18 protein-coding genes and 1 other RNA gene are annotated in these 21384 nt (G+C 66.5%); 13 read left to right on the top strand and 6 right to left on the bottom strand.

The features are described 5' to 3' along the window. The first annotated feature begins 143 nt into the window (after nt 1-143). Nucleotides 144-3692: a two-component regulator propeller domain-containing protein gene (locus FHY19_RS03165; RefSeq protein ID WP_259163891.1), complete on the top strand. Its 3549-nt coding sequence runs from the start codon at nt 144-146 to the stop codon at nt 3690-3692. 67 nt (nt 3693-3759) lie between these two features. Here FHY19_RS03165 and mdtD read toward each other — a convergent pair whose 3' ends face one another. The 5 genes from mdtD to FHY19_RS03140 all read right to left on the bottom strand — a co-directional run bounded on the left by mdtD (nt 3760) and on the right by FHY19_RS03140 (nt 9501). Continuing rightward, entirely contained in the window at nt 3760-5181 is a 1422-nt protein-coding gene (mdtD, locus tag FHY19_RS03160) for a multidrug transporter subunit MdtD (RefSeq protein WP_259161504.1), read from the bottom strand. A 428-nt stretch (nt 5182-5609) separates the two neighbouring features. Further along, entirely contained in the window at nt 5610-6674 is a 1065-nt protein-coding gene (hemE, locus tag FHY19_RS03155) for a uroporphyrinogen decarboxylase (protein ID WP_259151940.1), read from the bottom strand. Between the two features lie 13 nt (nt 6675-6687). Further along, nucleotides 6688-6939: a WGR domain-containing protein gene (locus FHY19_RS03150; RefSeq protein ID WP_039414382.1), complete on the bottom strand. Its 252-nt coding sequence runs from the start codon at nt 6937-6939 to the stop codon at nt 6688-6690. Between the two features lie 910 nt (nt 6940-7849). Further along, entirely contained in the window at nt 7850-8962 is a 1113-nt protein-coding gene (gene aroB / locus FHY19_RS03145; RefSeq protein WP_259161495.1) for a 3-dehydroquinate synthase, read from the bottom strand. Next, nucleotides 8959-9501 (bottom strand): shikimate kinase, encoded by a 543-nt coding sequence (locus tag FHY19_RS03140; protein WP_259161487.1) that lies wholly within the window; start codon nt 9499-9501, stop codon nt 8959-8961. Before FHY19_RS03140 ends, aroB begins: the two co-directional genes overlap by 4 nt. A gap of 205 nt (nt 9502-9706) precedes the next feature. Here FHY19_RS03140 and pdxH point away from each other — a divergent pair, with 205 nt between their 5' ends. The 9 genes from pdxH (at nt 9707) to FHY19_RS03095 (ending at nt 16050) form a co-directional block, all read left to right on the top strand. Further along, entirely contained in the window at nt 9707-10306 is a 600-nt protein-coding gene (gene pdxH / locus FHY19_RS03135) for a pyridoxamine 5'-phosphate oxidase (RefSeq protein ID WP_259151932.1), read from the top strand. Then, on the top strand, nt 10303-10758 hold the full coding sequence (gene aac(6'), locus FHY19_RS03130) for an aminoglycoside 6'-N-acetyltransferase (protein ID WP_259161484.1): 456 nt from the start codon (nt 10303-10305) through the stop codon (nt 10756-10758). Before pdxH ends, aac(6') begins: the two co-directional genes overlap by 4 nt. A gap of 111 nt (nt 10759-10869) precedes the next feature. Further along, nucleotides 10870-11286 (top strand): YjfI family protein, encoded by a 417-nt coding sequence (locus FHY19_RS03125; RefSeq protein WP_006449074.1) that lies wholly within the window; start codon nt 10870-10872, stop codon nt 11284-11286. Between the two features lie 12 nt (nt 11287-11298). Continuing rightward, nucleotides 11299-12069: a PspA/IM30 family protein gene (locus FHY19_RS03120; RefSeq protein WP_259161472.1), complete on the top strand. Its 771-nt coding sequence runs from the start codon at nt 11299-11301 to the stop codon at nt 12067-12069. A gap of 28 nt (nt 12070-12097) precedes the next feature. Then, nucleotides 12098-13180: an ion channel gene (locus tag FHY19_RS03115; RefSeq protein ID WP_259151925.1), complete on the top strand. Its 1083-nt coding sequence runs from the start codon at nt 12098-12100 to the stop codon at nt 13178-13180. Then, complete coding sequence (locus FHY19_RS03110; protein WP_259163882.1) at nt 13177-13854, top strand: YjfK family protein; 678 nt, start codon at nt 13177-13179, stop codon at nt 13852-13854. Before FHY19_RS03115 ends, FHY19_RS03110 begins: the two co-directional genes overlap by 4 nt. Before the next feature lie 34 nt (nt 13855-13888). Further along, a complete protein-coding gene (locus FHY19_RS03105) occupies nt 13889-14293 on the top strand; it encodes a DUF350 domain-containing protein (protein ID WP_039420735.1) in 405 nt (134 codons plus the stop codon). Between the two features lie 13 nt (nt 14294-14306). Beyond that, entirely contained in the window at nt 14307-14882 is a 576-nt protein-coding gene (locus tag FHY19_RS03100; protein WP_259161463.1) for a DUF1190 domain-containing protein, read from the top strand. A gap of 1 nt (nt 14883) precedes the next feature. After that, on the top strand, nt 14884-16050 hold the full coding sequence (locus FHY19_RS03095) for a glutathionylspermidine synthase family protein (RefSeq protein ID WP_259161461.1): 1167 nt from the start codon (nt 14884-14886) through the stop codon (nt 16048-16050). 468 nt (nt 16051-16518) lie between these two features. On the opposite strand, the gene FHY19_RS03090 is transcribed toward FHY19_RS03095, so the two are convergent. Next, the gene (locus tag FHY19_RS03090; RefSeq protein ID WP_259161460.1) at nt 16519-17889 is read right to left on the bottom strand and encodes an MFS transporter; all 1371 of its coding nucleotides are present in this window, start codon (nt 17887-17889) and stop codon (nt 16519-16521) included. A gap of 95 nt (nt 17890-17984) precedes the next feature. Here FHY19_RS03090 and soxR point away from each other — a divergent pair, with 95 nt between their 5' ends. The 3 genes from soxR (at nt 17985) to FHY19_RS03075 (ending at nt 21009) form a co-directional block, all read left to right on the top strand. After that, nucleotides 17985-18428, top strand: coding sequence for a redox-sensitive transcriptional activator SoxR (soxR, locus tag FHY19_RS03085; RefSeq protein WP_259161455.1), 444 nt, complete (start codon nt 17985-17987; stop codon nt 18426-18428). 428 nt (nt 18429-18856) lie between these two features. Continuing rightward, nucleotides 18857-20848: a M1 family metallopeptidase gene (locus tag FHY19_RS03080; RefSeq protein ID WP_259161450.1), complete on the top strand. Its 1992-nt coding sequence runs from the start codon at nt 18857-18859 to the stop codon at nt 20846-20848. Between the two features lie 87 nt (nt 20849-20935). Beyond that, nucleotides 20936-21009, top strand: a non-coding RNA gene (locus FHY19_RS03075) — sX9 sRNA. The last annotated feature ends 375 nt before the right edge of the window (nt 21010-21384 follow it).

Below are 21384 nucleotides of genomic sequence, written 5' to 3'. Positions count from 1 at the left end.
GCATCCTGGAGACGGGGTGCATGCGCAGCCGTATGCGCAGATTCGGGCTTGCCCGTATTGCGCGTGGCCCGCACTATGCGCCGACTTGTCGTGAAACTGATCCGGTGCGCTCTCTATCCCGCTTGCCCCATTGGCTGCTCGCTGTGCTCTGGGTGTGCCTGTGTCTGGCAGTGCTTCCCGTAAAGGCGCGTACGCCAGCGACCCCGGTACCCATCCAGCTGACGATCGCAGACGGACTGCCGTCCGACACGATCAATGAACTGGCCGAGGACAGACAGGGGTATCTGTGGCTTGCCAGCGATGACGGCTTGGCCAGATTCGATGGCCGCAACTATCGTATCTGGCGAATGGAAGATGGCCTGGCCAGCAACGTGGTCTGGACCGTCTGCGTCGATACCAAGGACCGGGTGTGGATGGGCTTCGAGGATGGCGGCGTTGGCTATCTGGAAGCGAATACGCGCACATTCAAGCGGCTGGAGGATCCGCATTTTCCGGAACTGCGCGACATGATGGTGTGGGCGTTGGCACAGACGCCAGACGGCGAGATCTGGATCGGCACTGCGAAGCAAGGGGTGTATCGGTATCGGCCCGACGGGCGGATGCAGCACTTTTCCGCCAGGCCGGACGATCCCAATAGTCTGCCGTCCGACAACGTCGTCGGTATCGAAGTTGCGCCTGACGGTTCCTTGTGGATCGGCACCTGGGGCGGGCTTGTGCACTGGGATGGCCGACGCATGGAACGCGTGCCGCTCCCGGGGCCATCCCAGGCAGTCAACCGGCTGTACCAGGAGCCCGACGGCAAGGTGCTGTGGGTTGCCGATTTTGAGGGCAATGCAGTTCAGTTCAACACCGTGGGGCGGTCCACGCCGCGCCCCTGGCACAGCGTCACGGCCACGCCGAAGGTCAAAGGCGTTCTGCTGCGCGATCGACTCGGGCGCTACTGGCTGGATACCAAGACCGGCCTGGGGATGAGCGTCGACGGCGGTGCGATCGAACGAGTGCCGGTCTACAGTTTTTCAGCGCACGGTCTGGTCAACCGGAACTGGATCACTTCCTACCAGGACCGCGAAGGAGGGCTGTGGTTTGCCAGCCTGGAGGGCGGGCTGTGGCATCTGCCCCCGCGTTGGGACACCTTCGCGCTGTTCTCGCATCGTGCAGATGACCCGCAGTCCCTCGCCAATCCCTCGGTGGTTGCGACAGCGCCTTCGATCACGGGCGGAATCTGGCTGGTCGGCACGCGAGGTGCTCTTGAGCACTTCGATCCAGCCACCGGCCAAGTGAAGCCATATCTGGTCCCGGTCGATCCGGAACGCGTTCCCGACACCATCATTGAAAGCAGGCAGGGGATTGTCTGGATTGGTGTACAGGGGACGCTGATTCGATACGACCCGCAAACCCGCGAGGTCAGGCGTCGGCCGCTGCTCGAGCACATGGAAGATCCCGCAGCCGACCCCGAAATCGCGGGCAGACCGGGCAGGATGGCCGAAGATGCGCAGGGTCGCATCTGGGTCGCATTGCTGACGTATGGGGTGCAACTGTGGAGCAGCGAGGGCAAGCTGCTCAGGACGATCGACTATGCCAGTCACGGGCTGAAAGCGCTGAGCGTCCTGGACATGCGTGTCGGACCGGATGGACAGATCTGGCTGAGCAACAATGCCGGTCTCTGGCGCTGGGACCCGCAGGCCGATCGGTTCGTTCCGGTACGCGGCGCGCCGTCCCTGCCCACCTATGTGTTTCGGCAGGGCGATGGCGGCATCGTCTGGGTTGGATTGGCGGGAGAATTGCGGCGTTATCTCTGGGACGGCACCCAGCTCACGCATCTGGATACGGTGGGAAAGGATCAGGAGTTTCCAAGGGTGTCGCCGACCGGCCTGGTGGTCGATGCCGGCGGTGTGGCCTGGGTCTCCAGTCACCGTGGGCTGATTCGGGTCGATCCGGGCAGCAAGCTGGTGCGCGTGTACGACGTGCATGATGGACTTCCGAGCTCGCCCCTGCAGGTGGCGACACTGGTGCAGGCCAGCACGGGGCAGATCCTGGGAGGGACATCCGACGGCGTCGTGGTGTTCGACCCGGCCATGATGCGTCCGAATTTACGCCGCCCGCAGTTGTTGATCGAACGCGTCAGCCTGCGACGCGGTGAACGCGAAGTGGATGTCACCAACAAGGCGCCACTACAGGTGCAGGACGGCGATCGCGACCTGCATATCGTTGCGCGCATGCCCACGTTCACCAATCCCGAGTCCACCAGTTATCGCTTCCGCCTCAGCGGTTACGATCCGGACTGGATTGATGTCGGCGCCACTGGCGAGCGCCTGTTTTCGCGCCTGCCATCGGGACATTACACGTTGGAAGTACAGGGGCGCACCGCAGACGGCATCTGGTCGGCGAGCCAGACCTTGCGTTTTCAGGTGTTGCCGCCATGGTGGCTGTCGCCGTGGGGGCTGGTAGCGCTCGGCCTGCTGTCAGTGTGTCTGTTCGCCACGGCGGTCTTGCTCTATCGCCGTCGTCTGCGCCGCTTCAATGCCTGGCAGCTGGCCGTGCACAAGCAGGAGTTGGCCGAGCAGGCATCGTTGGCCAAGACCCGCTTTTTGGCCACGCTGGGACATGAAGTCCGCACGCCGATGACCGGCGTGATGGGCATGAGCGAGCTGCTGCTCAAGACCCAGCTCGATCACAGGCAACGCAGCTACACCGAATCGATCCGGCGCGCGGGCGCGCATCTGCTGCGATTGGTCAACGACGCGCTGGATCTTGCACGCATCGAGTCCGGGCGCCTCGAGCTGGATCTGCAGCCGTTCTCGGTGCGTCAGTTGGTGGCCGAGGTGGAGGCCCTGATGGCGCCGCTGGCACAGGAGCGCGGCCTGCGTTTCAGCCTGGAAGTCGCCCTGCTTGGGGACATCACCGCCAGCGGCGACCCTACCCGCATCCGCCAGATTCTGCTCAATCTGCTCAGCAATGCGATCAAGTTCACCGAGCGCGGCGTGGTCGGTCTGAAGCTGACCACCTTGGGGTCGTATCAGGGGTTGCGTTTCGAAGTCGCCGACACCGGCCCGGGCATCAATGCCGACCAGAAGGCGCGGCTGTTCCAGCGCTTCGAGCAGGGCGATGGCGCCAAGACCACCTCGCGCTACGGTGGCAGCGGCCTGGGTCTTGCGATCTGCCAGGAACTGGCCCTGGCGATGGGCGGGCACATCGAAGTGATCAGCCGTCTCGGCGCCGGGACGCGGTTTGTCGTGGACCTGCCGCTGCGCTGGGTCACCTCCAACGCTGCGCTCAGCGGTGAAGTGACGCGTGCCGGCGCGGCCATCGCGCCGCAGCGCATCCTGCTGGTGGAGGACGACCCGACCATCGCCGAGGTCATCGTCGGCCTGCTGCGCGCGCAGGGGCACTCGGTGGTGCATGCGCCGCATGGTCTGGCCGCATTGACCGAAGCTGCCGACAATACGTTCGACCTGGCGCTGCTGGACCTGGATCTGCCTGGGCTGGACGGGTTCGCGCTGGCGCGGCAATTGCGCGTGTTCGGCTACGAGATGCCGCTGATTGCGGTAACCGCACGTTCCGATGAAGCCGCCGAGCCCACCGCCAAGGAGGCGGGCTTCGACAGTTTCCTGCGCAAGCCGCTGACCGGCGACATGCTGGCCGACACCATCGCCGATGCGTTGCGCAGGGGCCGCCCGCGCGAGGACATCTAGCGATGTTCGCCACTGACGGCGCCGCTGCCATGCATGCCGTAGCGCCTGATCGAAGGCATGTCGCCGATTATTCGGCCACCGCCTCCACTTCTTTCGGGTGCGGCCGCGTCTCGGCCAGCTGCCAGAAGATCAGCGTCGACGACAAGGTGATGCCACCCACGCACAGGAAGGTGGCATGCAGTGCCGCCGTAGCGCCATGCGTATCGCCCAGATGGGTGTTGAAGGCGGCCAGCAGGCTGCCGGCCGCCGCCGCGCCAAAACCGGTCGCCAACATCATCACCATCGACAACAGGCTGTTGCCCGGACTGGCCTGATCGCGATCCAGGTCGCGCAGGGTGACGGTATTCATGACGGTAAATTGCAACGAATTGACACCGCCAAAGCAGGCCAGCTGCAGCAACCGCAACCACAACGGCTGCCCTACATCGATCAGTGCGAAGCTGGCCATCGCCAGCCCGACCAGCACGGTATTGACCATCAAGGTGTTGCGGTAGCCGAAGCGGCCGACCAGCTTCACCGCGGCGCGTTTTGCGGCCATCCCGGCCAGCGCCACCGGCACCATCATCAGCCCGGCGTTCATCGGGCTCATCTCCAGGCCCACCTGCAGCAACAACGGAATCAAAAACGGCATCGACCCGCTACCGACGCGCGCGAACAGGTTGCCCAGGATGCCGATGCGATAACTCGCCACCTTGAACAGCGCCAACGGAAACAGCGCGTTGCCGGTATTGCCCGCATGCAGCCAGTAGCCGGCCAGCGCAGCCAGCCCGCCGATCGCCAGTAACATCACAAACGCATGTCGCAGCCCCAGTTCGGAAATGCCATCGAGCGCCAGCGACAACGCCACCATGCCGAAGGCGAGCATCAGATAGCCCACCAGATCGAAGCGCCTGCGTGCATCGCCGTAATGGTCCGGCATGATCTTCAGCGCGGCGATGAAGCCGACGATGCCGATCGGCAGGTTGATCAGGAACACCCAATGCCAGGACGCCACTTCCACCAGCCAGCCGCCCAGTGTCGGGCCGATCAACGGGCCGATCAACGCAGGGATGGCGATAAAGCTCATGGCGCGCAGGAAGTCCTCGCGCGCCACCGTCTTGAGCACCGCCAGCCGACCCACCGGCAACAACATCGCACCGCCAATGCCCTGCACGATGCGCGCGCCGACCAGCTGCGGCAGCTGTTGCGCCGCCGCGCACAGCAACGAGCCCAGCGTGAACACGATGATCGCAGCCAGAAAGGTGCGCCTTGTCCCGAAGCGATCGGCGATCCAGCCCGATGCCGGGATGAACATCGCCACCGCCAGCGCGTAGCTGAAGACCACCGACTGCATCTGCAGCGGGCTTTCGTGCAGGCTGCGCGCCATCGACGGCAATGCCGTGTTGACGATGGTCGCATCCAGCATCTGCATGAAGATCGCCAGCGACACCAGCCACAGCAGCGGCTTGATGGTGGCGTAGGCGCGCAGGACGGGAGCGGGCTGAGACATGGTGAGCGCCGTCGAAGGGACGGCGCATTATCCCCGCGCTGGTGTGCACGAACTCAGAAAAACATGCGCGTGTGCTTCGGCCGCTGAGCGCGCCTGCCGCGTGCCAGTCCTGAGTGGGAGCGCGATGTCGTATCCGGGGGCCGAGACCGTGCTTCAAGCACCGCTCCTGCGGGAGAGGGTACGAGGCGAAGCCACGCAGTCAACAACTCGCGACGCGGGTGCTTGCACGCGTACCGGCGTCGGATACGTCGCGAGAATGTCCTCGTAGGCGCTTGCGCGGCATCCATGCCGCAGAAGGTCCAAGGCCGGCCTGCGTGCAGGCGCCGCCGATCATTGCCGGTGGCTGAAAGAAAAGCTGCGGCTGCTTGAATGATCGGTCTGCGCGAGCCACGGACAGCGCTGACCGCGCGCTGTCGGTCGCGCCTGCATCAGCGCTTGCTCAGGCTCTGCACCGCTTCCACCAGTACGCCGACATGCTCCGGGTTCATGTCCGGCGACATGCCGTGGCCGAGGTTGAAGACATGGCCTTCGCGCGAGCCGCCGTTGCCCTGGGCGTAGCTGTCCAGGGTCTTGCCGACTTCGGCGCGGATCGCTTCGGGCGAGCCGTATAGAGTGGCTGGGTCCAGGTTGCCCTGCAGGGCGACGCGGCCGCCGGCGCGCTGGGCGGCGTCGGCCAGCGCGATGGTCCAGTCCACGCCCACCGCTTCGGCGCCGCTGGCGGCCAGCTCGCTCACGTAGGCGCCGTTGCCCTTGCCGAACAGCACCAGCGGGGTGCGCTGCGCACCGTCGCCGCGTTCGAGTTCGCGCGCGATGCGGGTGAGGTAGGGCAACGAAAATTCGCGGTACATCGCCGGCGACAACACGCCACCCCAGGTGTCGAATACCTGCAGCGCCTGCGCACCGGCGGCGCGTTGCGCCGACAGGTAGGCAATCACCGCGTCGGTCACTGTGCCGAGCAGGTGGTGCAGCACCTCCGGGGCGTTGAAGGCCATCGCCTTGATGCGCGCGTATTCCTTGCTGCCGCCGCCTTCGATCATGTAGCAGGCCAGCGTCCACGGGCTGCCGGAGAAGCCGATCAGCGGCACCGCGCCATCCAGCTCGCGGCGGATCAGGCGCACCGCATCCATCACGTAGCGCAGCTCGGTTTCCATGTCCGGCACGCCCAGGCGATGGATGGAGGCGGCATCGCGCACCGGGTGACGGAACTTGGGGCCTTCGCCTTCGACGAAATACAGCTCCAGGCCCATCGCATCGGGGATGGTCAGGATGTCGGAGAACAGGATCGCCGCATCCAGCGGAAACCGCTGCAGCGGCTGCAAGGTCACTTCGCAGGCGATGTCCGGGTTCTTGGCCATGCCCAGGAAGCTGCCGGCGCGCGCGCGGGTGGCGCGGTATTCCGGCAGGTAGCGGCCGGCCTGGCGCATCAGCCACACGGGGGTGCGGTCCACGGGCTGACGGTTGAGGGCGCGCAGCAGGCGATCGTTCTTGAGCATGGGAGGTGTGTCCTCAGCGCGGCGCGTCGGCGCCGCCGGTGATGAGTTGGAAGCCGCGTTTGAGTTGGGTGTCGCGGGCCTTTTCGAAGGCCCGGTCGGCCTCGTCCTGCAGCAGGTACTGGTCGCGTCGCAGTTGCGTGCGCCCACCGATCTGGCCGCTCTCGCGCAGCAGTTCCCAGCCACCGAACAGGTCCGGTTGCAAGGTCAGCTGGACGTAGCGAAGCGGCTCGTTGCCGCCGGAATCGTGTTGCAGGAGGATGCGCATGCGGCCAATTGTAGCCGGGCAGTGCTGAAGGCTGGGGGCAGTGGGCGCGCTGCGCTGCTCCGGTAGCGAAGGTCTAGCCGGTAGGTGGGCGGCAGATGCATGGAGGTCGGTGCGGCGCGCTGCGGTCAGCAGCAGGGCTGTTCGAGCAAGGCCGATGCGATGGTGAAGGGGGGGCTCGGGCGCGGCGGGATTGTCGGCAAGGCCCTCGCGCGCTGGCGCGCTCCTACGCGACCGTCGCTGAGCGTTCTCCGCGCAGCAGCGTGCAGGCGTTTGGTAGGAGCGCACCCGGGCGCGACGGGGGTTACCGGTGATGCCCCATCGCGCCCAGGTGCGCTCCTACGAACGCAGGGCGTGTCGTCAGATCAGTGGGTGTCGTGGCTGTGGTCACTTGCACTGTTGAGAGCGGTGGCAGGCCGAGTGGTGCGCGTCGATCTACACGCACGCCCTACGTAGGAGCGCACCCGGGCGCGATGGGGGTTACCGGTGATGCCCCATCGCGCCCAGGTGCGCTCCTACAAAGGCGGGCGTCGCGCGGTCGGATGAGTGTGGCTGGTGACTGTCAACCAGTTGCGCTGCCGAGAAGACGGCAGGCCGGATGGGGGCGGCCGATCGAGGCGCAGGTGTGATGTAGGAGCGCACCCGGGCGCGACGGGGGTTACCGGCGAGACCCATCGCGCCCAGGTGCGCTTCTACAAGGGCGGTGTCTTTGCGTTCTGGGACGGTGGGCGTCAGGGGCGGCCATCAACCGTGGTGTTGCGTTACTGGCTGGCAATCCGGGCTTGCATTGGCTGGCTGGCGGACTTCACGCCCGGCCGGCGAGGTTCGAGCGCAATCGTGCAACGTCATCCCGGCGCGGCAGCGCTCGACCCGAGCTCAACCGACCAACTCCGTCCAACTGACCATCACCACCTCAGCCCGCCAGGATCTGCAGCACCGCCGCCTCGTCCACATCGGGTACCACTTCGGCCTTGCCGATGCCGCGCCACAGCACCAGGCGCAGGCGGCCGGCGACATTTTTCTTGTCCAGGCGCATGCGCCCCAGCAGGGCGTCGGGCGACAGGCCAGGCGGGATGTCGGTGGGCAGGTCGAACTCCTGCAGCAGGCTGCGCAGCGCATCGGTGTCCTGTGCCTGGCTCATGCCCAGCGCGGCCGACAGCCGCGCAGCCAGCACCATGCCCACCGCCACCGCTTCGCCATGGTTGAGGTTGTCGTTGCCGGGCGCGCCGTAGCCTTGCTCGGTTTCGATGGCGTGACCGAAGGTGTGGCCAAGGTTGAGCAGGGCGCGCTCGCCCTTTTCCAGCGGGTCGCGCGCCACGATCTCGGCCTTGTGTTCGCAGCTGCGGGCAATGGCCTGCGCCAATGCCGTCGCATCGCCGTCCAACAAGGCGCGGCGCTCGGCGTGCAGCCACTGGAAGAACAGCGGGTCGCGGATGGCGCCGTACTTGATCACCTCGGCCAGGCCGGCGCGCAGTTCGCGGGCGGGCAGGGTGCGCAAGGTGTCGGTATCGGCGATCACCGCGCGCGGCGGATGGAAGGCGCCGACCAGGTTCTTGCCCTGCGGGATATCCACCGCAGTCTTGCCGCCGACCGAGGAATCCACCATCGCCAGCAGGCTGGTGGGCAGTTGTACGCAGTCCACCCCGCGCATCCAGCAGGCGGCAGCGAAGCCGGCCAGATCGCCGACCACGCCGCCGCCGAGCGCGAATACGCAGGCGTCGCGGGTGGCGCCCAGCTCGGCCAGCGCGGTGATCGCCGCGCCGAAGTTGTCCAATGTCTTGGAGGCCTCGCCGGCGGCAATCACCAACTCGCCCAGCTGCAGGTCCGGGCGTGCCTGCAGCAGCGCGCTGCGCACGCCGGCGGCGTAGTGAGGGGCCACTTGCGAGTCGCTCAGCAGCAGCACGTGGCGGCCGCGGACATGGCTGGCCAGGCGGGAGCCATCGGCCAGCAGGCCGGGTGCAATGGTGATGGTGTACGGCTGCGCGCCGTCGACATCGACGCTGCGCGAGGAACGGGGAAGTGTCATGCGGGGGTACTCGACATGCGCCATTGCGCGGCCAGGCGCAGCACCAGCTGCGCGGTGGCCTCGGCGGGGGAGAAGTGGTCGGTTTCCAGGGTGAGGTCGGCGACCTCCCGGTAGAGCGGGGTGCGATGCGCGGCCATCGCGTGCAGCACCTGCTCGCGGTCGGCGCGTTGCAGCAGCGGGCGATTGCGGTCGCGCGCCAGCCGGGTGAGTTGTGCCGGCACGCTCACGTGCAGGTAGACCACAAACCCGCGCTCTTGGATACGCGCGCGGTTGAGCGGATCCAGCACCGCGCCGCCACCGGTGGAAATGAGTTTGTTGTCCTGTTGCAGCAGCGCCTGCAAGGTCTCGGCTTCATGCTGCCGAAAGCGCGCTTCGCCGTGCTGTTCGAAGATCGCCGGGATGCTGCTGCCCACGCGTTCGACAATGGCCTGATCCACATCCACGAATTCCAGCCCGAAGCGCTCGGCCAGGCGGCGGCCGATGCAGCTTTTTCCGGCGCCCATCGGGCCGATCATCACGAGATTGGGTGCGGGGTTCATGCGCAGGGATCGTAGCATTCGCCTTCGCACTCGCGTACCGGGCGCGCGAGGCAGTCTCGACATCGGTGCGGCCCGCACACGCCGGCCGGTTGGCGCAATTTGCGCCGATGACGATGCGCATGCGGCCGGGTGCGACAGCCGGGCCATGCGACAAGCGCGTGCGATGCGCCCACAATGGGGGCTTGTCCTGCTGCCACCTACCGTCATGCCCGATCTATACGCAGAAGCGCTTGCCACCTTTACCGCGTTGTATGCCGAGGCGCAGAACGGCGCGGAGCTGGAAGCCAGCGCAATGACCGTGGCCACCGCCAACGTGGATGGGCGGCCGAGCGCGCGCACCGTGCTGCTCAAGGCCTTCGATGCGCGCGGATTCGTGTTCTACACGCATCTGGACAGCGCGAAGGGCCGCGACCTGCAGACCCATCCGCAGGCGGCGCTGCTGTTCTTGTGGCGCAGCCTGCGCGAAGCCGGCATCCAGGTGCGTATCGAAGGTGGCGTGCAGCTGGTCGGCGCGGACGAATCGGATGCGTATTTCGCCTCGCGCCCGCGCATGAGCCAGATCGGCGCGTGGGCGTCGCTGCAATCGCAGACGCTGGGCTCGCGCGCCGAGTTCGATGCGGCGATCGCCAAGGTCGAAGCCACCTTCGACGGCCGCGAGGTGCCACGTCCGGACGGCTGGGGCGGCTTCCGGGTGGTGCCGCAAGCGTTCGAGTTCTGGTATGGGGCCAAGTTCCGGCTGCACGAGCGCTGGCGGTACGAGGCCGATGCGGCGAGCCATTGGACCAAGCGGATGCTGTATCCATGAGCGCGCAGGCCGGGTGGCGGGTGCGCGCGGCGGTCGCTGCCGATGCACAGGCTTTGCTGGCCTTGCGCCTGGCGTTGTGGCCGGATGCCGACGATGGCCTCGACGACCTGCAGGCCGCGCTGGCGCAATCAGCGACCAGCCACCTGGTGGTAGTGGACGACGCGGATGCGGCGCTGGGGTTTGCCGAGGTGTCGGTGCGCCACGACTACGTCAATGGCACCGACAGCACGCCGGTGGGCTTTCTGGAAGGGTGGTACGTGGTGCCGGCCTGGCGCGGCCGCGGGCTTGGTCGTGCGCTGGTGGCAGCGGCAGCCGAATGGACCCGCGATCAGGGCTGTGCAGAGCTGGCCTCCGATGCGCAGCTGGAAGACGGCAATGCCCAGGCCGCGCATGCGTCGTGTGGTTTCGAGCCAACTGAACGGGTGGTCTACTTCCGCCTGCAGCTTGCCTGACCCGCTGACTTCCGGCCCTTTCTGCCGGTCGCAGACAGTCTGTAGTATGTCCGCCCATTGCACGACGCTTGCTGCATCACATCGCCCCATGACCGAAGGACAGGACATCCCATGACGCAGTACACCACTGTCGAATTGCACGGCCTGCTGGCCGAGCGCTACCGCGACCAGCCGATCGAGGTCGAGCTGATCGATGGGCTGGAGCCGGCCATCAACCTCACCCTGGCCGACCACGGCGACATGCAGATCCAGGTCGCTGCCTCCGGCTCGCAGGTATTCGTTTCCACCCTGCTGGCCAACGCCGACCAGGTCAGCGATCGCGCCGCCTTCAACGACGCCTGCCTGCGGCTCAATCCGCTCAATCCGTTATCCAACCTGGGTCTGGTGCAGGTCGACGGCAAGGACAGCTATGTGGTCTTCGGCGAGCTGTCGGCCTCGTCCACGCTCGACCAGATCGACGAGGAAATCCAGACCCTGGCGGCCAATACGCTGGATGCCGCCGAATCTCTCAAGCCGTACTTTTCCTAAAGGCGTGTTGTCATGAGTATCTTTTCAAAGCTGATCACGCTGCTGCGTGGCACTGCACACGAAACCGGCCAGAAGGCGGTCGACGCCAATGCGCTGCGCATCCTGGACCAGGAAATGCGCGATGCCGGCGCCCAGCTCACGCGCTCGCGCGAAGAGCTGACCAAGCTGATGGCGCAAAGCAAGCTCGCCCAGCAGAAAATCGATGCGCGTGCCGGCAAGATGGCCGAGTACACGCGCTATATCGAAGGTGCGCTGGCCAAGAACGACGAGGCGCTGGCGCACGACGTGGCGGTCAAGCTGGCTGCGCTGGAAAGCGAAGACGCCGGCGACAAGGCCTCCAAGACTGCGCTGGACCAATCGGTGGTGACGCTCAAGGCCACCATCCAGAAGACCGAGAACCAGCTGCGCGGCATGCGCCAGCAGATCGACACCGTCAAGGCCACCGACGCGGTGCAGAAGGCGCAGGCCGCCATTGCCGCGCGCCATTCCGGTGCCAGCAGCAAGATGGGCTCGGCACTGGAATCGCTGGAGCGGATCAAGGCGCGTCAGGCCGAAACCTCCGCGCGCATCGAATCTGCCGAAGAGCTCGAATCGTCCACCGGCGATGGCGATCTGAATCGGCGCCTGGCCGCGGCTGGCCTGATGGAAGGCGAATCCAACGCCGCCGCGGTGCTGGCACGCTTCAAGAAGCCGGCCCAGCTCGGCCACGACACCGCCAGCGGCAGCGCGCCGCTGATCGGCCAGGTGCGCGACGTGCAGCAGGTTCCGCGCAGCGACAGCTGATCCGCAACGCCACGGCACAGGACGCGCCATGATCATCGTCGGAAAACTGTTCCGGGTCTTGCGGCGCCACGTGCGCCGCGTCAGTTGGGGCATGGTGGCGCTGGCGTTGCTGGCCCACATGGGCCTGAGCTGGGTGTTGCTGTGGCTGGCCGGCGAGCACAAGCTCGTCGGCCTGGACGCGTTTCCGTATTACTACATGACCACCGCCACCACCATCGGCTATGGCGACCTGTCGCCGGGCTCGGTGGCAGGGCGCTATATCGCCGCGTTCGTGTTGATGCCGGGCGCGGTGGCCTTGTTCGCCACGGTGCTGGCCAAGACCAGCGGCGTACTCATCACGTTCTGGAGGCGCCATTACATGGGCAAGATGGCCTACGCCGATTTGAGCGGGCATACCATTCTGATCGGCTGGCAGGGCGCAGCCTCGGCACGCTTGCTGGAGCTGCTGCTATCTGACACCGCCACCGACGACGAAGGCGTGGTGCTGATCGCCGAAGGCGTCGCTGAAAATCCGATGCCCGACCACATGCGCTTTGTCGCGGCCGAGTCGTACACGCATACCGAGGTGTACCTGCGCGCCGGCATCGCAGGCGCGGCGCGGGTGATCGTCAACCCGCCGTCCGACGACCAGACCCTGGCGGCAGTGTTCGCGTTGATGGCACATGCGCCGGGCGCGCATGTGGTGGCGCATTTCGACTCGGCCAGCGCCGCGCGGCTGGTCAACCACCATTACCCGGCCATCGAGTGCACGCGGCCGATGACCGCCGAAATCCTGGCGCGTGCCGCACAGGACCCGGGCAGTGCCGCCATCACCGCCGAGTTGTTGTCGGTGGACGATGGCCCCACCCAGTTCAGTGTTGCCGTGCCAGTGGAGATCGATGCGCTGGATTACAGCCGGCTCGCCGCCGATTTCAGCCAGCGCGGCGCCTTGCTGCTGGGCGTGCGAGCGCCCGATGGCGCGTTGCGCTTGAATCCGCCAGCACGCACCACTGTCGCCGGTGGTGCCATGCTGTATTACCTGGCCGATCAGCGCGTGCCCGCGCATGCAATTGCGTGGCAGGCACTGCGCGCGGCCACTGCCCCCATTCCTGCATCGCCACGAGGTGTCTGACGATGAGTTTCTTCAGCAAGTTGTTCGGCCAACCGCAGCCGCCGCCGCTGCCAAGCTCTGGCACCGGCGCCATCGGGCACGCACTGCCGCTGGGCCTGCGTGTGGGCGGCCAGGTCGCCATCGATACCACGCTGTACCGCATGGCGCCGGAGGCCATGACCGCCGAGTTGCCGGGTGGCAATCAGGGCATCCCGTGCTATGGCCACGTCAACCTGGGCGATGGCTATTCGCTGCACCGGTTCTATCTGGATGACGATGCGTTCCTGCAGGTCACGACCGTGGGCGGCGATCTGGAGGCGATGAAGGCGTTCGTGTACTGCGAGACGGTGAACCCGCCGAGCAAGCAGGCGTTCCAGGAGTTCGTGATGCAGCACCCGCACCTGGGCGCGGCGCAGATCGAGTACGCCGGCAAGCGCTGGGAACGCGCCACCCAATCCACCGACGACAGTGCGCGCATCCCGCCGATCGCCTACGACGAGGTGCTGTACCGCTACCAGCCGCCGCGCCGCGATGGCGACCTGACCCATTACGCCATGCTCTACAGCCGCGATGTACCAGAGCTGCAGCGCGAGGAATTCCTGCTGGTCACCGGCGAGGATTCCGGCCCCAACGAGTTCTGCGTCACCTATGCGGTCGGCATCGATGTCACCGTCGCCGATCTGGACATCACCTGAGCGCGTGCTCGCCCTTCACCCAACCGGTCCTGTCATGAATCCGATCAATCTGCAGAGTTTTCTCGCGTTTCTTTCCTACTTCGGCACCGGCCTGGGCGTGTTGATCGTCTCGGTGGTGCTGGTGACCCTGGTCACCCCGCACAAGGATTTCACATTGCTGCGGCAGGGCAACGTGGCCGCCGCCACCGCGCTGGCCGGCAACCTGATCGGCGTGGCGCTGCCGCTGCATTCGGCCATCACCCATTCGGTGAGCCTGATCGATGCCTTGATCTGGGGCGTGGTCGCCTGTGGCATCCAGGTGGTGGCGTATCTGCTGGCCAACCTGGTGGCTGGGCGTATTTCGCGGCAGATCACCGACAACGTCACCGCCGCCGGCATTTTTTCTGCCGGCGTGTCGATCGCCGTCGGCCTGATCAACGCCGCGGCGATTACGCCGTAACGGAGGCTGCGCCATGAAGCGATCACGCAATCTCAAGCTCACCCTGATGGCGGCACTGCCCGCCGCGCTGGTCACCGGTTGCGGCTCGGAGCCGGAAACCGGCGTGGTGCTGCAGTCGGCTTCCGACTGCTACCAGGTCAAGCAGGAACAGAACGACATCCAGCAATGCCTCAAGGCCTACGATGAGGCAGTGGCCAAGCACCAGCAGGCCGCGCCGCGCTTCAATACGCGCTACGAGTGCGACGAGCAGTTCGGCAGTTGCACGGCGGTGCAGACCGCGCAGGGCCAGCAGAGCTGGATTCCGCCGATGGGCGGGTTCCTGCTGGGCTACGCGCTGGGCAACATGAGCGGCGGTGGCGGCTATCGCTATGGTGGGTCGATTCCGCTATATCGCGACTACCGCAGCGGCGGCTTTTACAAGCCCAATGGCGACCTGGCCAGCAGTCGCATCGGCACGGTGCGCGGGCGCAGCGGCGCGATCGACATGCCGACGCGCGCAATCACCGTCTCGCGCTCGGGCTTCGGCTCCAGCGCGGCGGCACGCAGCTCGTTCGGCAGCGGCGGGCGCAGCTCCGGGTTCGGCGGCTGACATGCAACGCATCGCAAGTGCCGAACGCCCGGATTGGCGCGCGCAGGCCGAGTCGCTCGGCTTCCATTTCCACACCATCGACGGCGAGCCGTATTGGGACGAGCGCGCGTATTACGCGTTTTCGTTGCGGCAGATCGAAGACGACATCGAAGCGCCTACCCAAGACCTGCACGACATGGCGATGCAGCTGGTGGACGAGGTGGTCGGCTCCGAGGCGCTGCTGAGCAAGCTGGCCATCCCGCCGTTTTACTGGGACTGGATCGCCAGCTCCTGGAGGAACCGCGACCCGCACCTGTATGGCCGCATGGATCTGGCGTACTCCGGCAACGGCCCTGCCAAGTTGTACGAGCTCAATTACGACACGCCCACCTCGCTGTATGAGGCTGCGTATTTCCAGTGGTTGTGGCTGGAGCAGCAGATCGCGGCCGGCGTGCTGCCGGCGGGCGCCGACCAGTATAACCTGATCCAGGATCTGTTGTGCGAAACATTGGGCGCGCTGGCAGTGGATGGCGCGCTGGGTGCGCAGATGCATTTTTCGGCGGTGCGCGACTCGCTGGAAGATCGCGCCACCGTGCGCTATCTGCGCGATTGCGCGCACCAGGTCGGCATCGCGACCGAAGAAGTCGCCATCCAGGACATCGGCCTGAGCGCCGAAGGCTGGTTCACCGATGACCAGGACCGCGTGATCCAGACCCTGTTCAAGCTGTATCCGCTGGAATTCATGATGGAAGAGCGCTTCGGCCCGGCGTTGATCGCCAACCGCGTGCGCCTGATCGAACCGGCATGGAAATCGGTGTTGAGCAACAAGGGAATCCTGCCGCTGCTGTGGGAGCGCCATCAAGGCCATCCCAATCTGCTGGCAGCCCGGTTTGCGCACGCCGGTGAAGCGCCTGGTGCCGGTTGGGTGCGCAAGCCGCTGCTGTCGCGCGAGGGCGCCAACATCGCGCTGGTCACTGCGCAAGGCGAGGCCGCACACACCGACGGGCCTTACGTGGACGGCCCGGCGATCCTGCAGGCGCATCATCCGCTGCCGGTCTTCGATGGCCGCCATGCGCTGGTGGGCAGTTGGGTGGTCGCCGATCGCCCCGCCGGATTGGGCATGCGCGACGACGATGGCCCGATCACCCGCGACACCTCGCGCTTCGTGCCGCATGTGATCGTGGACTGAGCGCAAGGCATCGGCGCGTTGCGGACCGGCGAGGTGGTCGTAGCCACGATCAGCATCACGGCTTGCGTGCGACTGCGGCGTTTGCTTCGCATACGTCGCAGTTGCGCGCAAGCCCTGCGGGCCGCGTGATGCAGCGCAGGTTTTCCACACCCCCTGTGGATGGAACTTGCACAAGGCTGTGGACAACTGCGCGCAGGCCCCGGCCCGTAACGCTGTCAAGATGGGTGGCGAAAAAATGACCACCCGTCCGCGCAGGGCAAGCAGATACAGCTTGTTCAGCGATCCGGACAGGATCGGCAAAGTCCTGGGAACGCTCTGCGTCACGATGTCGCCGCAAGTGCGGTCGGCAGGCGTGATCGTCTGCACTGCATCGGTACAGTGCAAGCCCCATTCGCGTCGAACCGAGGCGGCGCGCCGTATCGGGATGGCGCGGCGCCCCGACGCCGTGCGATCGCCGCACAGCAGTCGCTACACCCGCCGCGCCACAAAAAAGCCTGCCACCGCCAACAGCCAGGCCAGCGCGAACACGCTCAGGTAGGCCGCCACCGGTGCCGACGCCAGGAGCGCAGCAAACAGCGCGCCGGCTAGCGCCAGCATGCCAGCGACGGCAATCGCTTCGCTCAGCTGCATCGCAGAACTGTTGGCGCCCTGCTGCTCCGGTGGCGACAAGGCCAGCGTCAGCACCGACAGGCTGGGATACAGCAAGCCCATGCCCAGGCCGGTCAGTGCCCAGCCGGCGACTGCGACCGGCACCGGAATCGCCGGCCACACCGCGCCTGCGCCGATCACGATGCCCAGTGTCATCAGCAGCGCCCCGGTCTTGAGCAGGCGCGGTCGCGACCAACCGGCGCGGCTATGGCCCTGGTACCACGAGCCGCTGAACCAGCCGAGCGCGCCCACGCTCAGTGCCACGCCCGCCAGCAGCGGCGTGAGCCCGCGTTCGCGCGACAGCAGCAATGGCAGAAACGCCTCGAAGCCGAAGAACGCCGCCGCCGCGATGCCACGCAGCGCGATCACGCTGGGTAGCCCGCGTGCCAGCTGCAAGGTGCCGGCCGGCAACAGCTGCCACGCGCAATACACCGTCAGCAGCAGCGGCGGCAGCATCGCGCCCAGCGCAGTGGTGCCGTGCAGTTGACCGCCCAGATACACGCCCAGTACGCCCAATGCCGCGCCGATCGCCCAGCCCAGCGACGCAGCCGGCTCGGCGGGATCTGCGTTGGTCCAGCTCCGCCCGCGCAAGGCCGGCCACAGCATCAGCCCGGCCGGGATCGCCAGCAGCGGTACCGACAGAAACACCCAGCGCCAGCCCACGTGCTGAACGATCAGCCCGCTGATGCTCGGCCCGATCAACGACGGCACCACCCAGCCTGCGGAAAACGCGGCAAACACACGTGGCCGCAACGCTTCCGGATATAGCCGCCCGACAATCACGTACAACGCCACCGAATACGCGCCGGCGCCCAGCCCCTGCAGCAAGCGCCCGGCGATCAGCGCGGGCATGCTCGGCGCCAGGCCGGCGATCAACAGCCCGATCACAAAACACAGCAGCCCCACGCCCAGCGCGCCGCCGGGGCCGCGACGGTCGCTCCAGCGCCCGGCAGCGGTCATGCCGACCACGCTGGTGGCCAGGGTGCCGCCGAATGCCAGCGCGTACAGCGGCAAGCCGTTCAACTCGCGCGCCACGGTGGGCATGGCGGCGGCAACGGCCAGCGACTCGAAGGCATTGAGCGACACCAGCGCCACCATGCCGAGCGTGGCGGCGCGATACGGCGCTGCCAGGATCGACGGTGGGTGCGTGTCGTGCAGGGGTGCGGCGGGCAGGGCGGTATCGGTGGGCATCGAACATCCAGAGCGAGTGAGCAGGGGCATAACCGGCGCTTGCGTCGGTCATGGCCGCGCAGCATCCTGCCTCAACCAAGGTTGAGGTCAAGGCAATGCAGCATGAGTTGTCGGTGGGCGAGGTGGCCAGGCGCAGTGGCGTGGCGGTGTCGGCATTGCATTTCTACGAGCGCAAGGGCCTGATCCGCAGCCTGCGCACCGCGGGCAATCAACGCCGCTATGCGCGCGATGTATTGCGGCGCATCGCAGTGATTCGTGTCGCGCAACGGCTCGGTGTTCCCCTGCAGCAGGTGCTGGATGCATTCTCGGTACTGCCGGATCAGCGCACGCCCACGCGCGCGGAATGGGCGCGCATGTCCGCACGCTGGCGCGGGCAGCTGGAGACGCGCATCAGCGAACTGCAGGCCTTGCGCGACCAACTCACCGACTGCATCGGCTGTGGTTGCCTGTCGCTGCGGCGCTGCCGCTTGAGCAATCCGGACGACGCATTGGGCGAGGGCGCTGATGGTGCGGTGCGGCTGGGACGCCTGCCGCCTTAGCTGGCGGCGAAGACAAGCCGCAGCCAGACCGTTGGCCGGTGCCAGAATCGCCCGCAAGTGACCTGCGCCGGGGTGTGCATGCCGCACCCGGCGCATCCCCCACCCGGTCGAGCGCTGCGCGCGGCGGATGGGATGCGGCGCTTTCAGGCGGCTTTGGCGCGAGGACTTGCCGAGTACTAATGGGGCGATCGGCGTCCGCCGATGTCTTCGGTCGTCGCATGCAGCGGCAGGGGCATCGCAGCGCATCGTGCGTCAGTACGACGCGGGTGGGCGACAGCATCACGGCATGGCCGCTCCGCTGACACGCACATGCCGCCATCAATGCGGCCAGCCATGTGGCGTGACCTGGCGCCAACCGGGACCAATGGCAGTGCACGCCCGGCGAGCGCCGCCGTAGGATGAAACTCCCCCCGTCGCAGGACCACAGCATGTTCCCCGCCATGCGCCGCTCGCTCACCGTTGCACTCTCCCTGGCGTGCGTCAGCGCGCCCGCGCTAGCCGCCACGGGCGCGCAAACCGTCGCGCCACCGGACAAGTTCGACCCACTGGCGTTGTTCGCGCCGTTGCAATTGCCCGACGCGCCCAATGCCTACCGCAGCGGCAGTGGCGTGCCCGGGCCGTTGTTCTGGCAGAACCGTGCCGATTACCAGCTCGACGCCCGCATCGATCCGGCCAGCCACACGCTCACCGGCACCGCCGCCATCCACTACACCAACCACAGCCCGGATACGCTGGACGTGCTGTGGCTCCAGCTGGACCAGAACATGTACCGCGCCGATGCGCGCGCGGCTGCCAGCCGCCCATCGCGGCGCACCCAGTTCACCGATGGCATGCAGATCGCCAGCGTGGAGATCGAGCGCGACGGCCGCAGCCAGCCGGCGCACTTCGTGGTGGACGACACCCGCATGCGCGTGGATCTGCCGCAGCCGCTGGCCGGGCAGGGCAAGGCGCTGACGCTGCAGATCCGTTACCGCTACCGCGTTCCCGGCACCTGGGGCGGCCGCACCGCCTATAGCGCCAGCAAGCAGGGCGAGATCTACGAGATTGCGCAGTGGTATCCGCGCATGGCGGTATACGACGATCTGCGTGGCTGGGACACGCAACCGTATCTGGGCTCGGAGTTTTACCTGGAGTACGGCGACTTCGATTATGCGGTGACGGTGCCGGACGGATTTCTGGTGGCCGGCTCCGGTGCGTTGACCAACCCGGCCGAGGTGCTCAGCCGCGCCGAGCAACAACGCTTGCAACAGGCGCGCGACAGCGACCGCACGGTGCTGATCCGCACCCCGGCAGAGGTGGCCGCACGTGCGGCGGCACCGGCGGGCAACGTTACGCGCACCTGGCGCTTCCATATGCAGCACACACGCGATGTCGCGTTCGCCGCATCGCCTGCGTTCGTGTGGGACGCCGCACGCATCAAGCTGCCGGGCGGCAAGCAGTCGCTGGCGATGTCGGTGTACCCGGTGGAGGGGGCGGGCGCGGATAAATGGGATCGCTCCACCGAATACGTCAAGGGCGCGATCGAGCATTTTTCGCAGTGGTATCCGTATCCATGGCCGGCTGCCATCAACCTGGGCGGCTACGGTGCGGGCATGGAGTATCCGGGCATCGTGTTCGACGGCTTCGAGGACGGCGGCAAGGACCTGTTCTGGATCACCGCCCACGAGATCGGTCACACCTGGTTCCCGATGATCGTCGGCTCCAACGAGCGTCGCCACGCCTTCATGGACGAAGGCTTCAATACCTTCATCGATGTGTATGCATCGGATGCCTTCAACAAGGGCGAATATGCGCCCAAGCGTGATTCGGAATATGCGCCCAAGGGCGGAAATCCGGTCGATGAAATCCTGCCGTTGCTCGCCGACCGCAGTGCGCCGACCTTGATGGATATCGCCGATGCCACCAGCGAAACCTACCGTCACCCGCTGACGTACTTCAAGGGCGCGTTGGGGCTGGTGCTGCTGCGCGAGCAGATTCTGGGGCCTGCGCGCTTCGATCCGGCGTTTCGCAAATACATCGCCACCTGGGCCTACAAGCATCCCACGCCCTCGGATTTTTTCCGGCTGATGGAAAGCGAAAGCGGCGAAGACCTGAGCTGGTGGTGGCGCGGCTGGTATCTCAACAACTGGCAGCTGGACATGGGCATCGCCCGGGCGCAGTACGTCGAGCACGACCCGGGCAAGGGGCTGCAGCTGACCTTGCGTAGCCGGCAAAAACTGGTCATGCCGGTCACCGTGCGCGTGGATCTGGCCGATGGCAGTCATCTGGACCGTCGCGTGCCGGTGGAGACCTGGCTGCAGAACACTGCCCCGACCTTGACCCTGCCCACCACCCAGAAAGTGCTGCACGTGACCCTGGACCCGGACCACGCGCTGCCGGATGCCGATCGCAGCGACGATCGCGTGGATGTGATCGGCTAACCGTCGCTGGCGCGGGGCTGGCTCGAGAGCAACCAGCAGGACGACTGTGCTCATCGCCAGGCGGGCGCGGCCGGTGCCTGGCGCGGCGTGTGTCACTCGTACACACCTGATCCTCCGCGCCGTCCACGCCCACCCGAGGACGGCTCGCTACCTTGTCAGCCGCGGCAAGATCACGCGCGCCGATGCGCGCAATCGCTGCGCGCTGCAACCGCCACCCACGGCGCAATCGATTGCGACGATTGCGCAGCCTTCTTTGCGCATCCGTCGGCTCCGTGCCGGTTTCCCACGCCACGAGGTCGCACACGACGATCGTGTGCCTCGCGCGTCCGAGTCGACCACGTTGTCGTCGGTGTGCAGTTTGCGCAGTCGTCTTGCGCGACCATGGTGCTGCAGTTTGATTGTGCGAATTTCGCCGCAGCTGCTGCCGGTTTTTGCGCAATTGGATGATAACGCTTACAGCCGCGCCGCCATTGGAGACGGCATGCGGACTCAAGCGACTGCCGTATCGGCTGTAACAGTGCAGGCCCATCACTATG

This window comes from Xanthomonas sp. 4461 (assembly GCF_024806475.1).
Lineage (GTDB): Bacteria > Pseudomonadota > Gammaproteobacteria > Xanthomonadales > Xanthomonadaceae > Xanthomonas > Xanthomonas arboricola_F.
Note: the sequence above shows the minus strand (reverse complement) of the source record. Positions and strands in the feature narration are given on the sequence as shown.